This is a genomic window from Erythrobacter litoralis (assembly GCF_001719165.1).
Classification (GTDB): Bacteria; Pseudomonadota; Alphaproteobacteria; order Sphingomonadales; family Sphingomonadaceae; genus Erythrobacter; species Erythrobacter litoralis.
Genome location: NZ_CP017057.1, coordinates 1,478,099 through 1,498,519, shown reverse-complemented (window position 1 = coordinate 1,498,519; position 20,421 = coordinate 1,478,099). Strand labels below are relative to the sequence as shown.

Below are 20,421 nucleotides of genomic sequence, written 5' to 3'. Positions count from 1 at the left end.
ACCGCTGGCTCAGGCAAGGCCGCGCGCGATGGGCGGTCCGATGAGGTTGGCGACGGGCAGCGGCAGCTTCTTCCACAGCGCGATCCTGCGGGCATGGGCCGCGCTCGTCGGGTCGACATCGCGCGCGGCCTCGCCCGGTGCATCCCATGCGCCATAGGTCAGCGGTTCGGGCGTGAAGCCCCAGTTCTTCTTGAACCGGAACGGGCCGCTTCCGGTCTTTGACCGGCCGAAATCGAACCGTTCCATGCCCCGCTTTCGAGCATGGAGCATGAGTTCGTAGTACATGAGTTCGTTCGCCCGTCTGCTCCGCGCGGCGAAAGTGCCGCCGCCCCAGAAAGGCATCACCGCGCCCGCGTGATAGAAGGACAGAACGCTCGCGATCGGCGTGCCGCCTGCGTAAACGGTGAGAATGTCGCTTTCGCGCGGGAAGGCTGCGAGCATGGCGGCGAAGAGCTTCTTGGGAAAAACCGGCGTGCCGAGATTGCGCACGCTCTGCGAATAGACCGCGTAATGCGCCGCGAGATCGCGTCGCTCTCGCCCGACATGGACCCGCAATGCGTTGGCGATGCCCTTGCGCACCTCGGCGCGGGCCTTGCGCGGAATGGCCAGAAGCTCGGACTCGTCATCTTCGGCCAATCGGCGCTCGAAGCCGCAATGCCTGTCGCTCCATTGCCTCCAGCCTGGCCGTTCGGGAATCACACCGCCGCGCAGTTCCACCGAGCCGAAACCGCGCGCCGCAGCATGGCGCTCGGCCGCTTCGGCAAGGCAGATAATTGCGTCTGCGTCCCCGGTGCAGATGCCGCCGCCCACGCCGAAACCGCTCGAAACCAGCGCTTTTCCGAACAGCGCCGAGCGCGCCTCCGTGAGCGGGAGCCAGCCAGTGATCGTTCCCATGCGCTCGGCCACGAAGCCCGCCGCGCGTTGCCCGGTCCCCGCCTCCACACCAAGCAGCCAGGCAGGGCGGTGGAACAGGCTCGCGCCGTGTTCGCGCACGAAACCCTCGATCCGGCGGGCTTCGCCGGCATCGTGCAGGTCGACCGCGCGCACCGATTGCGTGAGGCGAACGGGCGCGTTCATGCGGCCTCGCTTTGCGGCAGCGATCGCGGAGCGAAGGCCTGCGCACGATGCGCCTCGCGCGCCGCCAGAGCATCCACCCGCCCCCACTCGAAATCGCCGAGCAATTTGCGCAGCTTGCCCGCCATCGACTCTAGCCCGGTATAATGCCTCAACCGCGAGCGCAGCGGCGCATGGTCCATGCGCGGCTGGTCCGGATCGACTTCCCAGGGGTGGAAATAGAACACTGCAGGGCGGCGCTCCCGCGCGTTGACCTGCCCGATCGCCCAGCGCGAGAACGAATAGGGGAGCACGCGAAAGAACCCGCCACCGCCTGCCGCCACCCGGCGCTGACCGAGCATGGCCGTGGTGACGGGCAATTCGACGAGCGGCGAGCCCGCGACCGGGCGGAACGCGAAACGCGGCGCTTCGGGCCAGCCGTAATGATCGTGCGCGACCGGCGCGACGCTGGAGGAATAGGCATAGCCCTGTGCCGCCAGTTCCTCGAAAGCCCAGGGCGTGCGCGCATCGATCGAGAAGCTCGGCGCCCGGTAGCCCGACACGCGCGCGCCCGATGCGTCCTCGATCAGGCAGCGCGCTTTCGCGATGTCCTGCGCGAAGATCCGTCGCGAAAGAGTGAAGACGCGCGCATGGTCGTATCCGTGGCTGGCGATTTCGTGCCCGCCCCCGGCGATGCGCCGCATCAGAGCAGGGTGCCGCTCGGCGACCCAGCCCAGGGTGAAGAAGGTTGCCCTTACCCTCGCTTCGGCGAACAGGTCGAGAAGGAAGTCGACATTGTCTTCGACCCGGCTTGCCATGCCCGCCCAATCGGCGCGGTCGATCACGCGCTCGAACGCGCCGACCTGGAACCACTCCTCCACATCGACCGACAGGCCGTTGACGAGCGGTGCCTCAGGATCGGGCGCCTGCCCCACGGTCAGGCCGCCTCCCGCGCGATGTCGTCCTCGAGCCATTCGATCAGCATGGTGAGAACGTGACGGAGCGATTGCTCCTGCTCCTCGAGCCGCGCTTCCAGCTTGCGGATCGTCTCGGCCAATGCCGGATCCGCGGCGGCGGCGTCCATGGAGGCACCATCCCCGTGCAGGGCAGAACCCGCCGCCTGCAATTCGCGGATAGCCGATTCAAGTTCGGAAGTGCGCGCATCGCGCTCTGCCAGAAGCGCAGCGACTTCGCCTGCCGCCCCCCCCTCTTCGCCGACCGCAATTTCGGCAGGTCGGGCGGCGGTATTCGGTTCCGGCGCTTTCGCGCCCTGCGCCTCGTCGCCTGCCATCTCCTCGACCACCGCTTCGAGCATGGCAGGGGTGAGCACCTCCTCCTCCTCGATCGCGCCGAGCAGCAGGAGCCGGTTCATGATTTGATTGATGCGCCGCGGGATCCCCTCGCTCGCAAGGTGGAGCGCGCTGGCCAGCACTTCGCCCAGAACGGGGCGCCCGTCCCAGCCGACCTGGCCGAGCCGGTGGGTGACGTAGGCCTCGATCTCGTCCTCTCCCAGCGCTTCGAGATGATGCGAGGCGATGATCCGCTGGCGCAGCTGGTCGAGGCCCGGGTGATGCGCAAGCGTGCGGCGGAATTCGGGCTGGCCCAGCAGCAGGCTCTGGAGAAGCGGGTGCGAGCCGAGCTGGAAATTGGACAACATGCGCAGTTCCTCGAGCGCGTCGAGTTCGAGATTCTGGCATTCATCGACCACCAGCAGGCAACGGCGACCGGCGCGCGCCTCGTCCTGGAGGAAACGCTCGATCGCACCCAGCGCCGATGCCTTGTCATGCCCTTCGACCGACAGGCCGAAAGCCTGCGCGACGACATGGACCACTTCCTCCCCGTCGAGCGCCGAAGTGACGATCTGCGCGACCGTCAGCGCCTCGCGGTCGATCCGCTCCATCAGGTGCGCCACCAGCGTCGACTTGCCCGCCCCGACCTCGCCTGTGACGACGATGAAGCCCTCGCCCTGGTTCATCCCGTAGCCGAGATAGCTCATCGCCTTCTTGTGCGTGATGCTCTCGAAATAGAATTGCGGGTCGGGCGTGAGCTGGAAGGGGCGAGCACTGAGGCCGTAGAATTGTTCGTACATGTCTGGGCTCCCCTGATTCAGAAGTTGTAGCGCAGGCCGATAAGCGCGGTGGCAAAGGCGAAATCCTCGGCGGAGAATTCGCTGTCGAAGTAATCGATCGCCAGCGCCGCGCGTCCCGACAGGCGCTGGGTAAGCGATCGGTTGTAGGAGGCCGAGGCGCCGAAGGCGGTGACATCGCCGCCCACGCTCGCGCTCTCGAACCAGTTGGCATAGGCATTCGCGGTGATGATCGCGCGCTGGCCGATCTGGCGGGACAGGGCGCCCGTGACGTAATAGCTTTCGTCGGTCAGGCCGTCCGCCGCTTCGAGCGGGGTCCCGGCCGCGGCAATGAAGGTGCGCCGGTCATAGCCCGCGCCGATAGCCGCATCGAGCCGGCCGATGCGCCGCTGATAGCTCGCCCGAACGCCGCGACCGCGGAACGCTGCCGAACGCACCGAACCGAGCGTGCCGACAAGGCCCGCCCCTTCGCCCCCGCTGACAAGGCCGCCGAAATCACCGGTGACGGGATTGCGAAACGCGGTGAAATCGCTCGACAGGCCCGCAAGAGCGTTGTTGAGTACACCGCCAAAGCCGCTGACCCCGTCATAGGCGACAACGCTGAGCGCACTGCGCGAGTTCGGCTGATATGTGAAATTACCGTAATAGGTTGTTGAATCGTAACGTTCACCCACTCGCGCCTCGAGCGAGGTGCGCGAGCTCGGTCGCCACAATACGCCGACATCCCAGAGCAGGCCGTCGACGTCGAAGGCGATCCTGCGGGGCCCCGAACTGTCGGTGACGAGCCGCCCGTCAGCTCCGATCACGGGATCGCCGCTTGCATCGCGAAGCGCGTCGCGGCTCGATATCTCGACATCCTCATAGCCCACCCCGCCCACGATCGCGAGCGAAGGCGTGACCGGAACGGTGACGTCGGCGCGCACGAACGCATCGCGCACCCGTTGGTCGAGATTGGAGATCTCTTCCTGAAAGATCCCGCCGGTGACGGCGAGACCGACCGGGAACGGGTCGCCAGATCGGGTCGAGGCAGTGACCCGCCCGTTATAGGTCACACTGTCATCGAACACGTCGACCGCGTTTCCGGCGGGATCGAATGCCGCGTTCTCGGTCTCGAAGCGATTGTAGCCGAACCGCGCAAAGCCATTGACCGCGACCCGCCCGACATTGGTGGCCAGCGTCGGCCCGGCATAGATCGAATAGATCTGGCTTTCCGCATCCTCGCGGACCAGCGGGTTGCTGGAGACACCGCCGCCACCATCGAGCCGGGTGCGGCTCGCAAGGCCGCCCGCTTCGAACGTAAGCGCGCGGGGGACCACGGAAAGATAGCCTCGCGCCACCCCGCTCAGCGTGTCGGTGTCGACCTGGTCGTCGCCCCAGGCGATGTTGCGTTCGTAGCGCAGCGAAACCGAGGCCCCGGAATTGCGACCCTGCGTGTTGGCATCGACCCCGGCGGCCAACTGGGTGAAGGTGAGCACGTCGTCGCCCGGTGTCAGCTCGGCGGAGAGGACCTGGCTCACCTCGATATAGGGCTGGATGACGGTGCGACCGTCGCCATTGCCACCTCCGGTGCCGAACGCATTGTCCCCCCGCCGGTCCTGGGCATGGGCCGGGACCGAGGCAGCAAGGCCGACAAGGGCCGCAAGAGCAAGGAGCGCGAAACGCATCGACCTAGCCCTTTGCCAGGCCGTAATCGCCGAAACGACGGCCCGAAGGGCTGTAGCGCGCGGCGTTGAGGAGGAGCTTGATATCGGCGCAGGCCGACAGCAATTGCTGCGCGTCCTCGAGCGCGGCGCGGCTCGTCTCGTCGGCGCGCACCACCAGCATCGCCTGTCCGACATGGCCGGCAAGCTCGGCCGCGGGGGATGCGGCGAGCGCGGGAGGCGTGTCGAAGATCAGGATGCGGTTCGGTGCTCCGCGGGTCAGCCGCTCCAGCACCACGCCGGTCCGGGCGCTCGAGAGATATTCGGCATCGCGCACGCTGGCATTGCCTGCGGGAAGCACGAAGAGCCCCTCGATATCGGTTCGGATGACGCAGCTTTCGGGCTCGATCGAAGGATCGGCGAGCGTGTCCATCAATCCCGCCCCGCCGGCGATGCCGAGCCGCCGCGTGACCGAGGGTTTCACCACGTCGGCATCGACCAGCACGACCTCGATATCGCGCTCGGCAGCCATGGCGATCGCGAGATTGGTTGCGATGTAGGTCTTGCCCTCGCCGGGATGCGGCGAGCAGACGAGGATGCGCCGGGAGAGCGGACCGGCCGCGCCCGCGCGCGCCTCGACGAGCAGCTCGCGCTTGACGATGCGGAATTCCTCGAGCTGCCCGGTGACCGGGTCCTCGGGTACGATCAGGCCTTCGGCACGGAGCCGCGCCCGGTCGATCGTCTGGTACGGCCCGGCGAGCCCGATACGGGCCTGTTCGCGCTGCTCGGGCGTGGTCGGAACCAGCGCCTTTCCCGGGCTTGCGGGTGCACTCGGCGCTGGCCGGGGCCCCCGGCGCGGCGGTTCGGGCAGGTCCGCGGGCACGCCGGCCGGGCCAAGACGGCCTTTCCCGAAGGTTTCCTCGGCCCGCTCAAGCAGCGAAGGGCGCTTCTTTCCGGGTTCGCCTGCGGGTGTGATCCTGCTGTGCTTGGTCATGATCCGCTCCTCATGCCACCGTCCCGACCGAGACGACCTCGATCGCGAGCAGGATCACGAATACCGCGCCCAGCCCCGCACAGGCCCCCGCGAACTGTTTCAGCCGCCGCCGCTCCAGCGCCTTCGCCGCATCCGACAGCGTCAGGGAAATCGCACCGATCACGGGGAGGTCGAAAGCGCGTTCGAGCTTCTGCGGCGTCGCGAAACCCGAACGCAGCTGGCCCAGTCCCCACGCGACGCCCGCACCCGCGCCAAGACCCACGACCAGCACGCCAAGCAAAAGGACCGGCCGATTGGGCGCAGCGGGCTTTTGCGGGACGACCGGCGGGTCGATCAGGTTGAACTTGTACTGGCTCGTCTCGTCCACAACGTGGCCGCGGGTCCTGATCTCCTCGCGGTTCTGGAGCAGATCCTCGTAATTCCTGCGCAGCACGTCGTAGTCGCGGCTGATCCGGTTCGCTTCGGCGGCGATCGCAGGCTCGCTCGCCTGGCTCGCCATCAGCGAGGCCAGTGTCGATTGCAGCGCCGCACGCCGCGCCTGGAGCGATTCCACCGCCGCCTGCCGGTCCGCGCGGATCGCGATGAGCGATGTGTAGGCAGGGTTCGGCGTGCCGCCGGCATCCTCGGGTCCAGCCGCTGCTGCCTGTTTCGCCAGCAGATCGACCTGACGCTTCGTCGCGATAACGTCCGGGTGAACGTTGGTAAGCCCGCGCGAGCGCAATTCGGCGAGCTGGGCCTGCGCCTGCATCAGCGCGCCGCGCGGACCCGTCGCCCCGCCGGGGCTGATGATGGTGCGCGGCGTGCCCGAAACCTGGCCCTCGATCGCGGCCAATGCGCTCTGCGCGGCGGCGAGGTCGGCATCGACATCGCGCAATTCGGTGCGGGCCTGCTGGACCTTGCTCGAAAGCGTCTGCGAGCCACCGATGAGATCGGGATACTGCGCCTCGAAGGACAGGCGACGCTCCTCGGCCGCTTCGAGCTCGGTCTTGCGCTCTTCGAGCTGGGAATCGAGTTCGGCCAGCGCCTGGTCGATACCCGCACGGTTTCCGGCGATGTGCTCCTCCCGGAAGATGTCGAGCAGTTTCTGCACCACATTGCGCGCCAGCACCGCGTTCTCAGCATCGGACAGGTCGCTTTTGCCGACCGTAGCGGTGATCGCGAAGAGATTGTCCTCCTCGCTTTGGACCGCGACCTGCTTGGCAAGGTCGGCGATCGCATTGTCCATCTCGCCGCGAGTCGAAATCCCCTCGCCCAGACGCGTCCCCTTGATCACCCGTTCGAGATTGACGTTGCTCGCCAGCGTCTGGCGCACGCGCAGGATTTCCTCTCGCCCGTCGCCCGCAATGCCGAGCTGTTCGGACAGGACATCTTCCACATCGACATAGATGCGCGCCTTGGATTCGTAGGAATTGGGGATCAGCGCGACCACCAGCCAGCCGAGGAGGCACACCCCCCACGCGACCGCGATCGCGATCCAGCGCCGGTGCCAGACCGACCAGAGCGCCGCGCGCACTTCATCGAAGAGTTCGTCCATCCGTGCCGCGCGCCCCTAGAAGCGGCTTTCGGGAATGATGATCGTGTCGCCGGGCGAAAGCATCACATTGGCGCTCGCATCCCCGCGCTTCAGAAGGTCAGCGAGGCGCAGGCGGTATTCCTTCTGCGTGCCGCTTTCGCGGTCGAGCCGGATCAGCTTGGCACGGTTGCCGCTTGCAAATTCGCCAAGCCCGCCGACCGCGATCATCGCGTCAAGCACGGTCATGTTGGCCTGATACGGCAGCGAGGCGGGCTGTTCGGTCGAGCCGACCACGCGCACGCGCTGATCGTAGGTCCCGCCGGGCGTGTTGACGATGACCGAAACGATCGGTTGCTCGATATACTGGGCAAGCTCGCCCGCGATGTAGTCCTGCAGTTCCGTTGCGGTCTTGCCGACCGCCGGGATGTCCTGGACAAGCGGGATGGTCAGCCGCCCGTCGGGGCGGACCTTGACCTTCTCCGCGCTCAGTTCCGGGTTGCGCCAGACATGGATCGTGATGTCGTCGAGCGGGCCGATGCGGTATTCCTCCGAAGGCTGCTCGGGCGCGGCTCCGTAGGTAGCTGGCGGCAGTTCCGGTCCTCCGGCAGCGCAGCCGGCAAGGCCGATCGGCACCAGCACGGCTGCCATGATCTGCGCTGCGAGGCGAGCGGTCGGAAAACGGAAAAGCGGCGGATTGAGCATCGATACCTGTCCTCGGGCCAAGGGTCCGCCTGGCCGGTCGGCTCCGGGCAGGAGCGACCTGCCCACGCACGGCCCGGCGAACATGGACTTCGCCTCTGCCCGAAAATGGTGAAGAGAGTGTTAGGAATAAGCCCTCAATCGAGACCCCATCCCGCCTTGGGACAGGGCAATTCGACAGGTTAACGAACGGCCTGGCCGGGCGCGCGCGCGGCCCGGCGATCAGACCAGTATTTCGCGCGCCAGACCATGACCGAGAAAGGCCGATGGCGATGCGGTCGCACCATAGGCTCCGGCACAGAACACCGCGACGATATCGCCCACATCCGCGCGCGGCAGCATCGCCTGGTCGGCGAGCCGGTCGAGAGGGGTGCACAGGCAGCCGACGATGTTGACCTCTTCGGCAGGCTCCTCGTCATAGCGGGTGGCGATGGCCGAAGGGTAGTTGCGGCGCACCACCGTTCCGAAATTGCCCGAGGCGGCGAGCTGGTGATGCAGGCCTCCGTCGGTGACGAGATAGGTCGTCCCATGGCTCTGCTTGCGGTCAACGACGCGGCACAGATAGACCCCGGCTTCGCCTGCGAGATAGCGCCCGAGTTCAAGGCACAGCTCGGTCCCGGCGAGCGCTTTCGGAAGGTCCGCGACCCGTTCGCCAAGGGCGCGCCCCACCTCGGCGAGATCAAGTGGCTCATCTCCCGGGAAATAGGGGATGCCGAAACCGCCTCCCATGTTGAGCTTGGGCAGGCCGTGGCCGATTTCATCGGTAAGATGTGCCGCCAAATTCAATACGTTGCCTTGCGTTTCTACGATGGCTTCTGCACTCAGGGCCTGGCTGCCCGTGAAGATATGGAGGCCGCGCCATTCCGCCCCCTGCCCGATCACCTCGCGGGCGAGCGCGGGGACCTTGTCGGCATCGACGCCAAACTGCTTCGCCCCGCCGCCCATCTTCATCCCCGACCCTCTGAGCTCGAAGCTGGGATTGACCCGGATCGCGATCCGCGGCCGCTTGCCGATACGCTCGCCGATCGCGAGCGAACGCGCCGCCTCGCCTGCGGATTCGCAATTGAGCGTCACCCCGGCGGCGATCGCGGCTTCAAGCTCGTCCTCGCGCTTGCCGGGGCCTGCAAAGCTGATGCGCGCGGGATCTATGCCGACCTTTTCGAGGATCGCCAGTTCCCCCGAAGAAGCGATGTCGAAACCGTCGACGAGCGGCGCCATGTGGGTGACGACAGCAGGCATGGGGTTCGCCTTGACCGCGTAGTTGATGCCGATCCGCCCGGGAAGCGCGGCGCGCAGGTCGGCGACGCGCCGGCTGAGGAGCGCACCCGAATAGACGAACAGCGGCGTGCCGCCCGCCTCCTCGACCAGCGCACTCGCGGTGCGCCCGCCTATCGTCAGCTCGCCGTCGAGGGTTTCGTAGCCGCTGGGGATCGGTCCGACGGGTTTCATTCGTTCGCGTCCTCGGCTGTAGCGGCGAGTTCGGCGGCAAGCGCCGTGCGGTCGATCTTGCCGTTGGGATTGAGGGGCATCGTCTCGCGCCAGTGGATGCGCTGCGGCTGCATGAAATTGGGCAGCGCCGTCTTGAGCGCCCTTGCGAGCGCATCGGCGTCGCCCGGCCCGCGCACGACGAGGTGCACCGCCTGGCCGAGCCGCGGATCGGCGATGCCGAGCGCGACCGCCTCGGAGGCGAGGCCGCTGGCGAGCGCGGCTTCCTCGATCTCCTGCGGGCTGATGCGGTTGCCCGCGCTCTTGATCATGGCATCGCGCCTTCCGACGAAATGGAGCAGGCCTTCTTCGTCGCGCCGTACCCGGTCACCCGACCACACGGCCGTCCCCCCATAACACGACGCAGAAGGGGCCGGTCGGAAGCGCTTGCTGGTGCGTTCCGGGTCCTGCCAATAGCCCTGCGCGACGAGCGGCCCGCAATGGACAAGCTCACCCTCCTCGCCTGGCCCGGCCACTTCGCCATCATCGCCGATGACGAGAATCTCTGCGAAGGGTATCGCCTTACCCATTGATGTCGGATATTTTTCTACCAAAGAAGGATCGAGGTAGGTCGATCGGAACGCTTCGGTCAGACCATACATCGGATAAAGATCCGCCTGCGGGAAGATCCTCCGGAGCGATTGTACAAGCTCAACCGTCAGCGCGCCTCCGCTATTGGTCAGGCGCCTGAGCGGGGCACTTTCCTCGACTTTCCAGTCAAGCTCGGTCAGTTGCACCCAGAGCGGCGAGACCGCGGCGAGCGTCGTCACGCCATGCTTCGCGCAGGCCTTGGCCACGTCGCGCGGAAAGAGGAAATCGAGCGGCACAACGCTTCCTCCCGCATACCATGTCGAGAACAACTGGTTCTGCCCGTAATCGAAGCTCAGCGGCAGCACGGACAGCGTCACGTCGTCGCCCCGCATCCGGAGGTAATGGGCAACCGAAACCGCCCCCAGCCACATGTTCGCATGGGTCAGCATCACGCCCTTGGGCCGCCCGGTCGAACCGCTGGTGTAGAGGATCGCCGCCAGCGCTTCCGGATCGGCAGAGGATGGCCCCGGTCCCGGCCCCGCATCGGATGCCCGGGCCAGGGCCTCGGCCTCCTCGATCGTGCGGCAGCCTTCCGGCAGGTCTTCCGGTTCGAGCGAGGCAAGCCGCGAGCCCGTCCCCACCACCATTCGCGCGCCGCTGTCGGCAAGGATGTGCGCCACCTGAAGACGCTTTAGCAGCGGGTTGATCGGCACGTGAACGAGCCCCGCACGAGGCGCGGCGAGCGGCATCAGACATGTAAGCTCGCCTTTCGCCGCCCAGCTCGCCACGCGCGCGCCCTTTTCCGGCACCTCCCGCATGAGCCACGCGGCAAGATCGTCAACACGCAAGTTTAACGCATCATGATCCATAACCCCCGAGCGCAGCACGAGCGCGGGGTCCCCGCCCCGTCCACGCTGTCCGGCCAGCACCGCCAGGTGGTCGATCGGACACGGCGCAGGATCGGGCGGCGTATCGGCGCAATCGGCCGCTTGCGCGTGGGTCTCTGGATGAAAGAGGCTTGGCATCAGGCTTTCTGCGCGGGCGGACGGAAGCGATCGGAGAGGCGTTTGGGACAACTATAATGATCGTTGCGACCTGTCACGATAGCGTTAACGCACTTCAGGGCCTTGCTAGCGGCGAAAGCATTCCCGCGCCCTCCCCCTTCGACCGCGCGGAGTGGTATGCGCTGCTCGCCGGGACCGGGCTCGCCCCCCTGATTGCCATTGCCAGCGACGGGGACGGGCAGGCCGCGCTTGCGCTGACCGAAAAGGCCGGCCGGATCGCCCCCTTGCGCAATTGGTACAGTTTCACCTGGCGCCCGCTCGCCCCTCCCGGAGAGCCCGGCGACCGGCTGCTGACCGAGATCGCGCGCCAGCTTAAGGCCAGGGGCCACCGCGTGACGCTCGCCCCGGTGCCTGAGGAGGACGGCTCCGCGAGCCGCGTTTCCGAGGCCTTTCGCTCTGCCGGCTGGCGGGTCGAGGTGACGCGCTACGACATTAATCACGTGCTCCACCTGCGCGGCCGCAGCTTCGCCGAATATTGGGCGGGACGCCCGGGGCGGATGCGCACGACATTGAAACGCAAGGCGAGAAAGGTCGAGACCCGGATCATCGAACATTTCGACGCCGAACTCTGGGACGCCTACGAGCGGATCTACGCCGCGAGCTGGAAGCCGCAGGAGGACTTTCCCGAAATGCTGCGCGACTTTGCCCGCGCGGAAGGGGACGCGGGGCGCCTGCGCTTCGGAATGGCATGGCACGATGGCGAACCCGTCGCGGCGCAATGCTGGACGGTCGAGAACGGGACGGCCTTCATCCACAAGCTCGCCCATCTTGAAAGCCACCGGCATCTCTCGGCCGGCACGACGCTGACGGCTGGCCTGTTCGAACACGTCATCGACCGCGACCGGGTTGCGACGGTCGATTTCGGGACGGGTGACCAGCCCTACAAGGCCGACTGGATGGAGGAAATCCGCCCACGCTACCAGATCGACTGTCTCGACATGGGACGGGCACGCGGCTGGATCGATCTCGCGCGGCTTACGGCCCGCCGGCTGGCCTCGCCCCGCGTGCCGGAGCTTGCACCCGCGCCGCCCGCTGGCTAAGGCCGCGCTCCACGAACGGGCCTCGCTCTGGCAATGGCTGCGCAGGGCCCGAACAAGGGATCCGCATCGCATGAGCACCAATCCGGCCATCAACTCCGCCGCGACAGATGCAGGCGACAGCCAGACGGGAACGGGAATGGACCGGACCGAAATCGACAGCGAACTGAAGGCGATCATCGCCGACGTTCTGGGCATCGACGCGGCGCAGGCGGCTGCACTTGGGCCGGATTCGGGCCTGTTCGGCCACCTGCCCGAACTCGATTCGATGGCGGTCGCAGGCTTGCTTACCGAAATGGAAGACCGGCTGAGCATCGTGATCGAGGATGACGACGTCGATGGCGAGATGCTCGAGACCTATGGCGGGCTGCTTGCATTTGCCGAGGCAAAGCTCGCGCAGGGTTGAATCAGCGTCAGCCACAAGCACAGGAGCCTATCGTGATCGGCACCTGGACGGCCCCGCTTCAGGGCGGAGAAACAGCCGAGGAACTGCTCTTGTCGTTCGACCGGGACCGTGCGAGCCGCCTGCTCGTGCTGCCCGCATGGTTCGACGAGGCGAACAAGCTGCGCCGTTTCACGCTCGAGGTCATGCGCGGGCTCGACGAAAGCAGGATCGACAGTTTCCTGCCCGACCTGCCGGGATGCAATGAAAGCCTGGTACCGCTGGAGACGCAGACGATCGCGGACTGGCGCGCGGCGGCCCTTGAGGCAGCCGAGAAATTCGCCGCGACCCATGTGCTTGCGGTCCGTGCCGGCGCGCTCATCGCGCCGCCCCAGCTTCCCGGTTGGCGTTACGCCCCGCAGAGCGGCCCCAAGCAGCTGCGCGGCATGATACGCGCCCGCACCATCGCCGCGCGTGAGGAAGGGCGCGAGGAAAGCTCGGAGGCCTTGATGGGAGAGGGACGAAACACGGGCCTCGTCCTCGCCGGATGGCCGCTCGGCGCGGAGCTCTTCCGCGAATTGGCGGTCGCCGGGGCAGAACCTTCGCAGATCCAGCGGGACATCCCCCAGTCCCAGATCGGAGGTGCCGGACTGTGGCTGCGGGCCGAGCCCGACCATGATCGCGCACAGGCCGCCGCTCTTGCTGGGATCATCGCCTCCTCGCTCGGCGAAAAGCCGGGCGAGCCATCCGGGGAAGGCGTTGCATGACCCGGCTCCCGCTCGATTTCGGCTGCGGCAGCCTCAAGCTCGTCGGCACGCTCGACACGGCGCCGGGCACGACCGGGCTCCTCATCGTCAGCGGCGGAAACGAGATCCGCTCTGGCGCCTTTTCCGGCCAGTCCCTGCTTGCCTCGCGCATCGCGCGGGCAGGTTTTCCGGTGTTCCGTTTCGACCGGCGCGGGATCGGCGACAGCGAAGGCGAGAACCGGGGGTTCCGCCGCAGCGCGCGCGACATCGCCGCAGCGCTCGAAGCGTTCCGCGCGCTGGCGCCGCAGGTCGACCGGGTGATCGGTTTCGGCAATTGCGATGCGGCCTCTGCGCTGATGCTGGCGAAGGGAGCGGGGCTAGATGGACTGGTCCTGTCCAATCCATGGACGGTCGAGGACGATGGCAAGGACGATGCCAGCCCTCCCCCTTCGGCGATCCGGGCGCGCTATGCCGAAAAGCTGAAGAACCCCCGCGAGGTCGCGCGGCTCCTGCGCGGCGGAGTGGATATGGGCAAGCTCGCGCGCGGATTGGTCCGATCGCTCAGGCCCGCGCCCGCCCCTTCGAGCCTTGCCGAGGAAATGCGCGCAGGCCTTGCGGCTTACGAGGGGCCGGTTCGCATCCTCCTTGCCACCGCCGATCGCACCGCGCAGGTCTTTGCCGAAAGCTGGGACGGTAACGACGCGCGGATCGCCCGGTGCGAAGGCGCAGGCCATGCCTATGACCGGCCCGAACACCGCGACTGGCTCGACGCTCAGATCCTCTCGGCGCTCAGGGCGTGAAGGTCAGGCGCGCTCGAACAGGCTGACCAGTTCGACATGGGTCGACCAGCGGAACTGGCCGACCGGGCGCAGTTTCGTGAGGCTGAAGCCGCCCTCGACAAGCCGCGCTGCATCGCGCGCCCAGCTCGAGGGATTGCAGCTGACATAGCAGACGCGCGGGACGGCGCTGGCGGATATCTCGGCGACCTGCGCCTTTGACCCGGCGCGCGGCGGGTCGAGCAGCACGGCATCGAAACGCGCGAGTTCGCCCGCCTGGAGCGGCGCGCGGAAGAGGTCGCGATGGAGCGCGAGCGCGCGCCCCCCGGTCCGCCCCCCGGCGGCCTTGAAGGCGAGATGCGCCGCGCGGTCAGCCTCTACGCCGAGTACCTTGCGGTTGGCAGGGCCGCTCGTGAGGAGGGAGAAGGCGAAGGTGCCCAGCCCTGCAAAGAGATCGGCGACAATGGCCGCATCGTCGATCCACGCGCCCGCATCGGCGGCCATGCGGGCCTCGGCGTCTTCGGTCGCCTGCAGGAAAGAGCCGGGCGACAGTGCCACGGGAATCCCGGACAGGGTGACCGTGACGGGGTCCGGCTCCCACACGGTTTCCGCGCCATAGCCCTGGTCGATCGACAGCCGCGCAAGGCCGTGATCGCGCGCGAAATCGAGCGCGGCCTCGGTCGCCGCGAGGCTGTCGAGCGGCATATTGGTGAGCGCGAGATCGACCCCCTGATCGGCCAGCGTCATCCGCGCCTCGATCCCGCCCTTGCCGCCATGTGCGGCGATGAAGCTGCGAAGCGCGGGAACGAGCGTGGACAATTCCTCGCGCAGGACCGGACAGGCTTTCATGTCGACGATCCTGTGAGAGCCGCCTTCCCGAAAGCCGATCACAGCGCCTCGCGCCGTGCGCAGGGCGTGAAGGCCCGCCCTGCGGCGGCTCGCGGGGGGCGAGAGATGGACCGGAAGGACCTCGCCCGGCTCGATCCCCTGCCCGCTTGCGGCATTGAGCACACGGTCGCGCACGAATTCGGCCAGCACCGTGTCATCGGCATGCTGGAGCTGGCATCCGCCGCACGGGCCGAAATGCGGACAGGGCGGGGCCGCATGGTTCGGGCCCGGCGTAATCGTCCCGTCCGGCGCGACGCGGTCGCCCGGCACGGCGCCTGCGACATGGCGTCCGTCGCCTGTCAGACCGTCGCCCTTAGCGGCAATGCGCACGATGTCGGCGGGGTCGCTCACGGCATGCCCGGGACAAGCGCGGCGGCAAGGCTGCGCGAAACGGCGCGGGCGAGTTCCGCTGCCGTGAAGGCCGGCCCGCAAAGCCGCGCCGCCTCGCCGTGGAGCCAGACTGCCTCGCAGGCAGCCCCGAACGCGTCGCCTCCGGTGGCGAGCCGGCTTGCGAGAATGCCGGCAAGGACATCGCCCGTTCCCGCGACCGACAGCCAGCTTGGCGATGGAACCGCGATCGCGAGCCTGCCATCGGGTGCAGCGACGACAGTGTCCGGGCCCTTGGCTACGACGACCATCGCGCTCGCCCTCGCCAGCGCCCGGGCCCGGTCGCGTCTACCGTCGGCGCGGACAGCGAAGCTGTCGCACAGGGTCGCAAGTTCGCCGTCATGCGGGGTCGCGACGAGATCACCTCTTTCGGCGACCATGCCGGGCCTGAGCAGTACGAGCGCATCGGCATCGAGGACGGTCGGCTTCGCAGCGTCCAGAACCGCTGCCAGGCGCTCTGTCGCCCTATCTTCGCGCCCGAGACCGGGGCCGCACAGCAACGCGTCGATCCGCTCGTCCCCGAGCGCTTGCGCCAGCGGGCGCGTGTCGATGACGAGATCGGGCGGCGCGGCGGCGGGTTCGGTTTCGCTCAGCAGCTTGACATAGCCCGCCCCGGCGCGCTGAGCGGCAAGGGTCGCCAGCAGGCTCGCCCCCGGCATGGAGCCTGCGACAACGGCGCATAGGCCGCGGCGGTATTTGTGGCTGTCGCGCTCTGGCGGCTCGATCCGGGGCCGCGTGATCAGCTGCGCCGCACTCTCGACCGGGTCGATACCTATGGGCACGAGCCGCTTGCGTCCCATTTTCGCGCGGCCCGGCAGGCTCCAATGGGCGAATTTCCATGCCCCAAGCGCGAGCGTGGCGTCGTATTCAGGCAGGTTTTCGTTCAGCAATTCGCCGCTGTCGCTTGAAATGCCAGAGGGCAGGTCGACCGCGATGCGAACCGGATGCCGCGCGGCAAGATCGCGCAGCAGCAGCACGAGTTCACCCGAAAGCGGCCGGGCAAGCCCGGTCCCGAACAGGCAGTCGACCAGCACTTCCGCTTCGACCTCACGGCCCGAAGACCGGACCTGGCCGCCGAACCGGTCCCGCGCCGTTCGCGCCGCATCGGTCTTGGGCTCGACGGGAGCGACGACCGTGACATCGTTGCCTGCCTCGGCGAGGTGCCTCGCGATCACATAGCCGTCGCCGCCATTGTTGCCGGGGCCGCACAGGACCGTGACCGAGCGCCCGGCGGCGATCCGTCGGATCCACTCGGCCGCGCCGCCGGCGGCGGTCTCCATCAGATCGGAAACGCTCGTGCCGGCATCGAAGATCGCCTGTTCGGCTCCGCGCATCTGGTCGGCGGTCAGGATCTGGCGGTCGACCATTCAGAGCTCCGGATCGGGATCGTTCGGCAGGCGGTAACGGTCGCCTGCGACGGAGAATTCGAGAGCCCCTTGCGAATAGTCGGCATTCACGACCAGCGGTTCGGCTCCGTCAAGCGGCAGAAGCGTCGACCTCTCCATCACGAAACGCCGGAAACCCCCGCCCGGATGGTGGATGACGAGCATTTCGCGCCCCCCCTCCATCGCCAGTTTTTCGAGCACGCACAGTTCCTCGAACTGCGCCCCCGGCCCAATCGCACAGGCGATGGCGTCGCCTTGAGGAACCCCCGCTTCCGGCCCGCAGGAAGCGAGACAGACCGTCAGCAGGACCGCGCTAGATATCCGCAAAGCAGTGAGTCTCCGCCTTCGCCCCCGGATGGGTGAGCGCGCCGTAGCGCGCCGAACCGACGGTCCGCGAATAGCGCCAGAGCGTGCCCGACTGGTAATCATGCTCGCGCGGTTGCCACGCCTTGCGCCGATCTTCCAGCACCGTTTCCTCGACTTCGAGATCGATCGTGCCCGCTTCGGCGTCGATGGAGATGGTGTCACCGTCCTCGACGAGGGCGATCGGCCCGCATTCGGCGGCTTCGGGTCCGACATGGCCGATGCAGAAACCGCGCGTCGCGCCCGAGAAACGTCCGTCGGTGATCAGCGCGACCTTCTCGCCCATGCCCTGGCCGTAAAGCGCGGCGGTGGTCGAGAGCATTTCGCGCATTCCGGGGCCGCCTTTCGGCCCTTCGTAACGGATGACGATCACGCTGCCTTCGGCGATGTCGCGCGCTTCGACCGCCGCGAAGGCGTCCTCCTCGCGGTCGAACACCCGTGCCGGGCCGCTGAACTGCAGCCGCGCCATCCCCGCGACCTTCACGATCGCCCCGTCGGGCGCGAGGCTGCCCTTGAGGCCGACGACGCCCCCGGTCGGCGTGATCGGATTGGAAACCTCGTAGAACACCTTCTGATCGGGGTTCCAAGTGATCTCCTCGATGTTCTCGCCCAGCGTCCGGCCGGTCACGGTGATCGGTTCAGGGTCGATGAAGCCGCCGTCGAGCAGGGTCTTCAGAGCCATGTAGACCCCGCCCGCCTCGTGCATGTCCTTGGCGACGTATTTCCCGCCAGGCTTGAGATCGGCGATGTAGGGCGTCGTCTTGAACACTTCCGCGACATCGAACAGGTCGAAATCGATGCCCGCCTCGCTCGCCATGGCTGGCAGGTGAAGCGCCGCATTGGTCGAGCCGCCTGTGGCCGCGACGACGCGCGCCGCGTTCATGAAGGCGGCACGGGTGGCGATGTCGCGCGGGCGCAGGTTCATCTCGACAAGGGTCATCACCTGCTTGCCGGCGGCGCGCGCGATTTCCTCGCGCGACTTGTAAGGAGCGGGCGCCATGTTGCTGTTCGGCAACGACAATCCGATCGCCTCACCGACGCAGGCCATGGTGTTGGCGGTGAACTGGCCGCCGCATGCGCCGTGGCCGGGGCAGGCGACCTTCTCAAGCGCGATCAGCTCCTGCAGCGGGCAATTGCCCGCCGCGTGCTGGCCGACCGCCTCGAACACGTCGACAACGGTCACGTCCTCGCCCTTGTAGGTGCCGGGCAGGATCGATCCGCCATAGACGAAGATCGAGGGCACGTTGAGCCGCAGCATCGCCATCATCATGCCCGGCAGGCTCTTGTCGCAGCCCGCAAAGCCGACCAGCGCATCGTAGCAATGGCCGCGCACCGAAAGCTCGACCGAATCCGCGATCACCTCGCGGCTGACGAGCGAGCTTTTCATGCCCTGGTGGCCCATCGCGATCCCGTCGGTGACGGTGATCGTGTTGAAACGGCGCGGGGTCCCTCCCCCGGCGATCACGCCCTCGCGCGCGATGTCGGCCTGCGCGTTCAGGGTCGTGTTGCACGGCGCCGAGTCATTGCCCGCGCTGACCACCCCGACGAAGGGCTGGTTGATCTCTTCCTCGGTCATGCCCATCGCGTAGTAATAGGACCGGTGCGGCGCGCGTTCCGGGCCGACGGAGACATGGCGGCTGGGCAGTTTCGACTTGTCGAAGCGTTCGGACATATTCTTTCCCGTCACTGGCTGTTTCGCGCAACAGCCCCTGCCTTCAGGAAAGCGCCAGCGCAACCCTTCCGACGACGTCCGAGAGCATGTCTGCCCAGCGCGATTGCTGGACGCGGGTCGTGATGTGGTCCTGGCGGATCTCGAAGAAGCAATAGGGCCGCCCATGCGCCTCGGCGTGGCGGTTCATCGTCGCGTTGAGTTCGGCTCCCGAATAGGGTTCGTTCTCGCCGACATTCAGCCCCTCGTCGCGCAGGAATCGGATCGCGTGGCGCGCCGCGCGGTCGTCGGTGTTCCATAGGAGCGAGACGTCCCACGGGCGTGCCTCGTCAGTGGACGCCATCCTCGGCGTGAAGGAGTGGAGCGAGACGATGAGGTCGGGTTGCGCCGCCTCGAGCCATTCTTTGAGCGCGGCGTGATAGGGACGATGGAAGCGGGCGAGGCGCGCTTCGATGTCGGCCCCGATATTGCCGGGGATGAGATATCCGTCGCTTTTTTCCGGTACGACGCCGGGATGGTCCTCCTCGCGGTGGAGATCGCAGACGAGGCGGCTGACCGTGGCGAGATGCGCGGGGATGGAGTGGCGGCGCGCCATGCGGGTCGCGACCCCTGCGACGCCGATGTCGATCGCGACATGCTGATCGAGCAATTCGGGCGCGATGCCGAGTTCGATGTCTTCAGGCACATGGTTGGAGGCGTGGTCGGCGACGCAAACGATGGTCGGCTCTCCGGACACAGGGCGCGGCTCGCCCAAATGGCGATAGGGCTGGCCGTCGATCATCTGAGGCTTCCAGCGAGCTGCCACCAGTCGGGGTGCGTCTTCGCGATCTGCGCTGCGGCGGCGTCGCGCTCGGATGCGCTGTCGTAGAGCGCGAAGCAGGTCGCGCCAGAGCCGGACATGCGGGCGAGCCACGGATCGGTGTCCCGAAGCGCGTCCAGCACCTCTCGGATCACCGGGCAGAGCGAAATGGCTGGGGCCTCGAGGTCGTTGCGCCCCTCAAAGGAGATGTGCCGCGCGGGGCCTTCGGGCAGAGCGCCGCGATCTTCGCCGTCCCACGCCTTGAACACCGGGCCGGTCGAAAGCGGCACTCGCGGATTGACGAGGAGGACCGGAGTTCCGACGAGGTCGTCTTCCACCTCCTCCTGCTCGGTCCCGGTGCCTCGCCCGATATGCGTCTGGCTGAGGACGCAGGCGGGCACGTCCGCACCGAGTTTCGCGGCGCGCGCCTGCCAGTCGTCGGGTAGGCCTTGGAGCCCTTCGACGATGCGGAACACCGCACCCGCATCAGCCGAGCCGCCTCCGAGACCAGCCGCGACGGGGAGGTTCTTCTCCAGCGTGATCGCGAGGCCCTGCGGGCGCGGAAGCGCGGAGAGCGCCTTGGCGACGAGATTGTCGAACGGATTATCCAGCCCGCCCGCGAATTCACCGAGGGTGGTGACACTGTCGGCATCGGCAGGCGCGGCGTTCAGGATGTCCCCCGCATCGACGAAGGCGAACAGGGTTTCGAGCTCGTGATACCCGTCCTCCCGCCGACTGCGAACGTGCAGTGCGAGGTTGATCTTGGCGTAGGCGGTTTCCTTCATCCCACACCCTCGTTGTTGCGCGGTGCATCCTCAAACGGAGCGCCGACGCAGTAGGAGCCGACGTATTCCCAGCGCCCACCTGCATCGAGACAGTCATCGATTGCCATATGACCACGCAACCACCACCCCGCGCTCAGCG

The 20,421-nt window shown here is 67.4% G+C and carries 19 protein-coding genes; 4 read left to right on the top strand and 15 right to left on the bottom strand.

Annotated elements, in window-relative coordinates:
• Window positions 1-9: 9 nt before the first annotated feature.
• The 9 genes from Ga0102493_RS07115 to Ga0102493_RS07075 form a co-directional block, all read right to left on the bottom strand.
• A complete protein-coding gene (locus Ga0102493_RS07115) occupies window positions 10-1,077 on the bottom strand; it encodes a FemAB family XrtA/PEP-CTERM system-associated protein (RefSeq protein ID WP_034904721.1) in 1,068 nt (355 codons plus the stop codon).
• Window positions 1,074-1,988, bottom strand: coding sequence for an XrtA system polysaccharide deacetylase (locus Ga0102493_RS07110; RefSeq protein WP_034904723.1), 915 nt, complete (start codon window positions 1,986-1,988; stop codon window positions 1,074-1,076). The genes Ga0102493_RS07115 and Ga0102493_RS07110 overlap by 4 nt, the downstream gene beginning before the upstream one ends.
• Before the next feature lie 2 nt (window positions 1,989-1,990).
• Window positions 1,991-3,142, bottom strand: a complete 1,152-nt coding sequence (locus Ga0102493_RS07105) for an XrtA/PEP-CTERM system-associated ATPase (protein WP_034904725.1) — start codon at window positions 3,140-3,142, stop codon at window positions 1,991-1,993.
• Window positions 3,143-3,159: 17 nt separating this feature from the next.
• A complete protein-coding gene (locus tag Ga0102493_RS07100) occupies window positions 3,160-4,803 on the bottom strand; it encodes a porin family protein (protein WP_034904727.1) in 1,644 nt (547 codons plus the stop codon).
• Window positions 4,804-4,807: 4 nt separating this feature from the next.
• Window positions 4,808-5,773, bottom strand: a complete 966-nt coding sequence (locus Ga0102493_RS07095) for a P-loop NTPase (protein ID WP_034904730.1) — start codon at window positions 5,771-5,773, stop codon at window positions 4,808-4,810.
• Window positions 5,774-5,783: 10 nt separating this feature from the next.
• Window positions 5,784-7,307, bottom strand: a complete 1,524-nt coding sequence (locus Ga0102493_RS07090; RefSeq protein WP_034904731.1) for an XrtA system polysaccharide chain length determinant — start codon at window positions 7,305-7,307, stop codon at window positions 5,784-5,786.
• A gap of 15 nt (window positions 7,308-7,322) precedes the next feature.
• Window positions 7,323-7,988 (bottom strand): XrtA/PEP-CTERM system exopolysaccharide export protein, encoded by a 666-nt coding sequence (locus Ga0102493_RS07085; protein ID WP_051698133.1) that lies wholly within the window; start codon window positions 7,986-7,988, stop codon window positions 7,323-7,325.
• A 219-nt stretch (window positions 7,989-8,207) separates the two neighbouring features.
• Window positions 8,208-9,434, bottom strand: a complete 1,227-nt coding sequence (locus Ga0102493_RS07080; RefSeq protein WP_034904733.1) for a pyridoxal-dependent decarboxylase, exosortase A system-associated — start codon at window positions 9,432-9,434, stop codon at window positions 8,208-8,210.
• A complete protein-coding gene (locus Ga0102493_RS07075; protein ID WP_081845680.1) occupies window positions 9,431-11,026 on the bottom strand; it encodes an acyl-CoA ligase (AMP-forming), exosortase A system-associated in 1,596 nt (531 codons plus the stop codon). Before Ga0102493_RS07075 ends, Ga0102493_RS07080 begins: the two co-directional genes overlap by 4 nt.
• Before the next feature lie 56 nt (window positions 11,027-11,082).
• Here Ga0102493_RS07075 and Ga0102493_RS07070 point away from each other — a divergent pair, with 56 nt between their 5' ends.
• From Ga0102493_RS07070 to Ga0102493_RS07055, 4 genes are all read left to right on the top strand, one after another.
• Window positions 11,083-12,105, top strand: a complete 1,023-nt coding sequence (locus Ga0102493_RS07070; RefSeq protein ID WP_034904735.1) for a GNAT family N-acetyltransferase — start codon at window positions 11,083-11,085, stop codon at window positions 12,103-12,105.
• 70 nt (window positions 12,106-12,175) lie between these two features.
• Window positions 12,176-12,508 (top strand): acyl carrier protein, encoded by a 333-nt coding sequence (locus Ga0102493_RS07065; protein ID WP_081845681.1) that lies wholly within the window; start codon window positions 12,176-12,178, stop codon window positions 12,506-12,508.
• 32 nt (window positions 12,509-12,540) lie between these two features.
• On the top strand, window positions 12,541-13,251 hold the full coding sequence (locus Ga0102493_RS07060) for a hypothetical protein (RefSeq protein ID WP_034904737.1): 711 nt from the start codon (window positions 12,541-12,543) through the stop codon (window positions 13,249-13,251).
• Window positions 13,248-14,030, top strand: coding sequence for a hydrolase 1, exosortase A system-associated (locus Ga0102493_RS07055; RefSeq protein WP_034904738.1), 783 nt, complete (start codon window positions 13,248-13,250; stop codon window positions 14,028-14,030). The genes Ga0102493_RS07060 and Ga0102493_RS07055 overlap by 4 nt, the downstream gene beginning before the upstream one ends.
• A gap of 3 nt (window positions 14,031-14,033) precedes the next feature.
• Here the strand turns inward: Ga0102493_RS07055 and Ga0102493_RS07050 are convergent, their stop codons facing one another.
• The 6 genes from Ga0102493_RS07050 to Ga0102493_RS07025 are packed head-to-tail and all read right to left on the bottom strand — an operon-like array spanning window position 14,034 to window position 20,282.
• On the bottom strand, window positions 14,034-15,245 hold the full coding sequence (locus Ga0102493_RS07050; RefSeq protein ID WP_034904739.1) for a class I SAM-dependent RNA methyltransferase: 1,212 nt from the start codon (window positions 15,243-15,245) through the stop codon (window positions 14,034-14,036).
• Window positions 15,242-16,648, bottom strand: a complete 1,407-nt coding sequence (locus tag Ga0102493_RS07045; protein ID WP_034904740.1) for a bifunctional ADP-dependent NAD(P)H-hydrate dehydratase/NAD(P)H-hydrate epimerase — start codon at window positions 16,646-16,648, stop codon at window positions 15,242-15,244. The genes Ga0102493_RS07050 and Ga0102493_RS07045 overlap by 4 nt, the downstream gene beginning before the upstream one ends.
• Complete coding sequence (locus Ga0102493_RS15915; RefSeq protein WP_150132440.1) at window positions 16,649-16,993, bottom strand: hypothetical protein; 345 nt, start codon at window positions 16,991-16,993, stop codon at window positions 16,649-16,651.
• Window positions 16,980-18,701, bottom strand: a complete 1,722-nt coding sequence (ilvD, locus tag Ga0102493_RS07035) for a dihydroxy-acid dehydratase (RefSeq protein ID WP_034904741.1) — start codon at window positions 18,699-18,701, stop codon at window positions 16,980-16,982. Before ilvD ends, Ga0102493_RS15915 begins: the two co-directional genes overlap by 14 nt.
• A gap of 43 nt (window positions 18,702-18,744) precedes the next feature.
• Entirely contained in the window at window positions 18,745-19,479 is a 735-nt protein-coding gene (locus tag Ga0102493_RS07030) for an N-formylglutamate amidohydrolase (RefSeq protein ID WP_034904744.1), read from the bottom strand.
• A complete protein-coding gene (locus Ga0102493_RS07025) occupies window positions 19,476-20,282 on the bottom strand; it encodes a 4-(cytidine 5'-diphospho)-2-C-methyl-D-erythritol kinase (protein WP_034904745.1) in 807 nt (268 codons plus the stop codon). The genes Ga0102493_RS07030 and Ga0102493_RS07025 overlap by 4 nt, the downstream gene beginning before the upstream one ends.
• Window positions 20,283-20,421: the final 139 nt, after the last annotated feature.

What these genes read in the sequence shown, in the direction of transcription:
- Ga0102493_RS07115 (WP_034904721.1), bottom strand. Translation starts at nt 1,077, where the DNA reads ATGAACGCGCCCGTTCGCCTCACGCAATCGGTGCGCGCGGTCGACCTG.
- Ga0102493_RS07105 (WP_034904725.1), bottom strand. Translation starts at nt 3,142, where the DNA reads ATGTACGAACAATTCTACGGCCTCAGTGCTCGCCCCTTCCAGCTCACG.
- Ga0102493_RS07100 (WP_034904727.1), bottom strand. Translation starts at nt 4,803, where the DNA reads ATGCGTTTCGCGCTCCTTGCTCTTGCGGCCCTTGTCGGCCTTGCTGCC.
- Ga0102493_RS07095 (WP_034904730.1), bottom strand. Translation starts at nt 5,773, where the DNA reads ATGACCAAGCACAGCAGGATCACACCCGCAGGCGAACCCGGAAAGAAG.
- Ga0102493_RS07090 (WP_034904731.1), bottom strand. Translation starts at nt 7,307, where the DNA reads ATGGACGAACTCTTCGATGAAGTGCGCGCGGCGCTCTGGTCGGTCTGG.
- Ga0102493_RS07085 (WP_051698133.1), bottom strand. Translation starts at nt 7,988, where the DNA reads ATGCTCAATCCGCCGCTTTTCCGTTTTCCGACCGCTCGCCTCGCAGCG.
- Ga0102493_RS07080 (WP_034904733.1), bottom strand. Translation starts at nt 9,434, where the DNA reads ATGAAACCCGTCGGACCGATCCCCAGCGGCTACGAAACCCTCGACGGC.
- Ga0102493_RS07075 (WP_081845680.1), bottom strand. Translation starts at nt 11,026, where the DNA reads ATGCCAAGCCTCTTTCATCCAGAGACCCACGCGCAAGCGGCCGATTGC.
- Ga0102493_RS07070 (WP_034904735.1), top strand. Translation starts at nt 11,083, where the DNA reads ATGATCGTTGCGACCTGTCACGATAGCGTTAACGCACTTCAGGGCCTT.
- Ga0102493_RS07065 (WP_081845681.1), top strand. Translation starts at nt 12,176, where the DNA reads ATGAGCACCAATCCGGCCATCAACTCCGCCGCGACAGATGCAGGCGAC.
- Ga0102493_RS07055 (WP_034904738.1), top strand. Translation starts at nt 13,248, where the DNA reads ATGACCCGGCTCCCGCTCGATTTCGGCTGCGGCAGCCTCAAGCTCGTC.
- Ga0102493_RS07045 (WP_034904740.1), bottom strand. Translation starts at nt 16,648, where the DNA reads ATGGTCGACCGCCAGATCCTGACCGCCGACCAGATGCGCGGAGCCGAA.
- ilvD (WP_034904741.1), bottom strand. Translation starts at nt 18,701, where the DNA reads ATGTCCGAACGCTTCGACAAGTCGAAACTGCCCAGCCGCCATGTCTCC.
- Ga0102493_RS07030 (WP_034904744.1), bottom strand. Translation starts at nt 19,479, where the DNA reads ATGATCGACGGCCAGCCCTATCGCCATTTGGGCGAGCCGCGCCCTGTG.
- Ga0102493_RS07025 (WP_034904745.1), bottom strand. Translation starts at nt 20,282, where the DNA reads ATGAAGGAAACCGCCTACGCCAAGATCAACCTCGCACTGCACGTTCGC.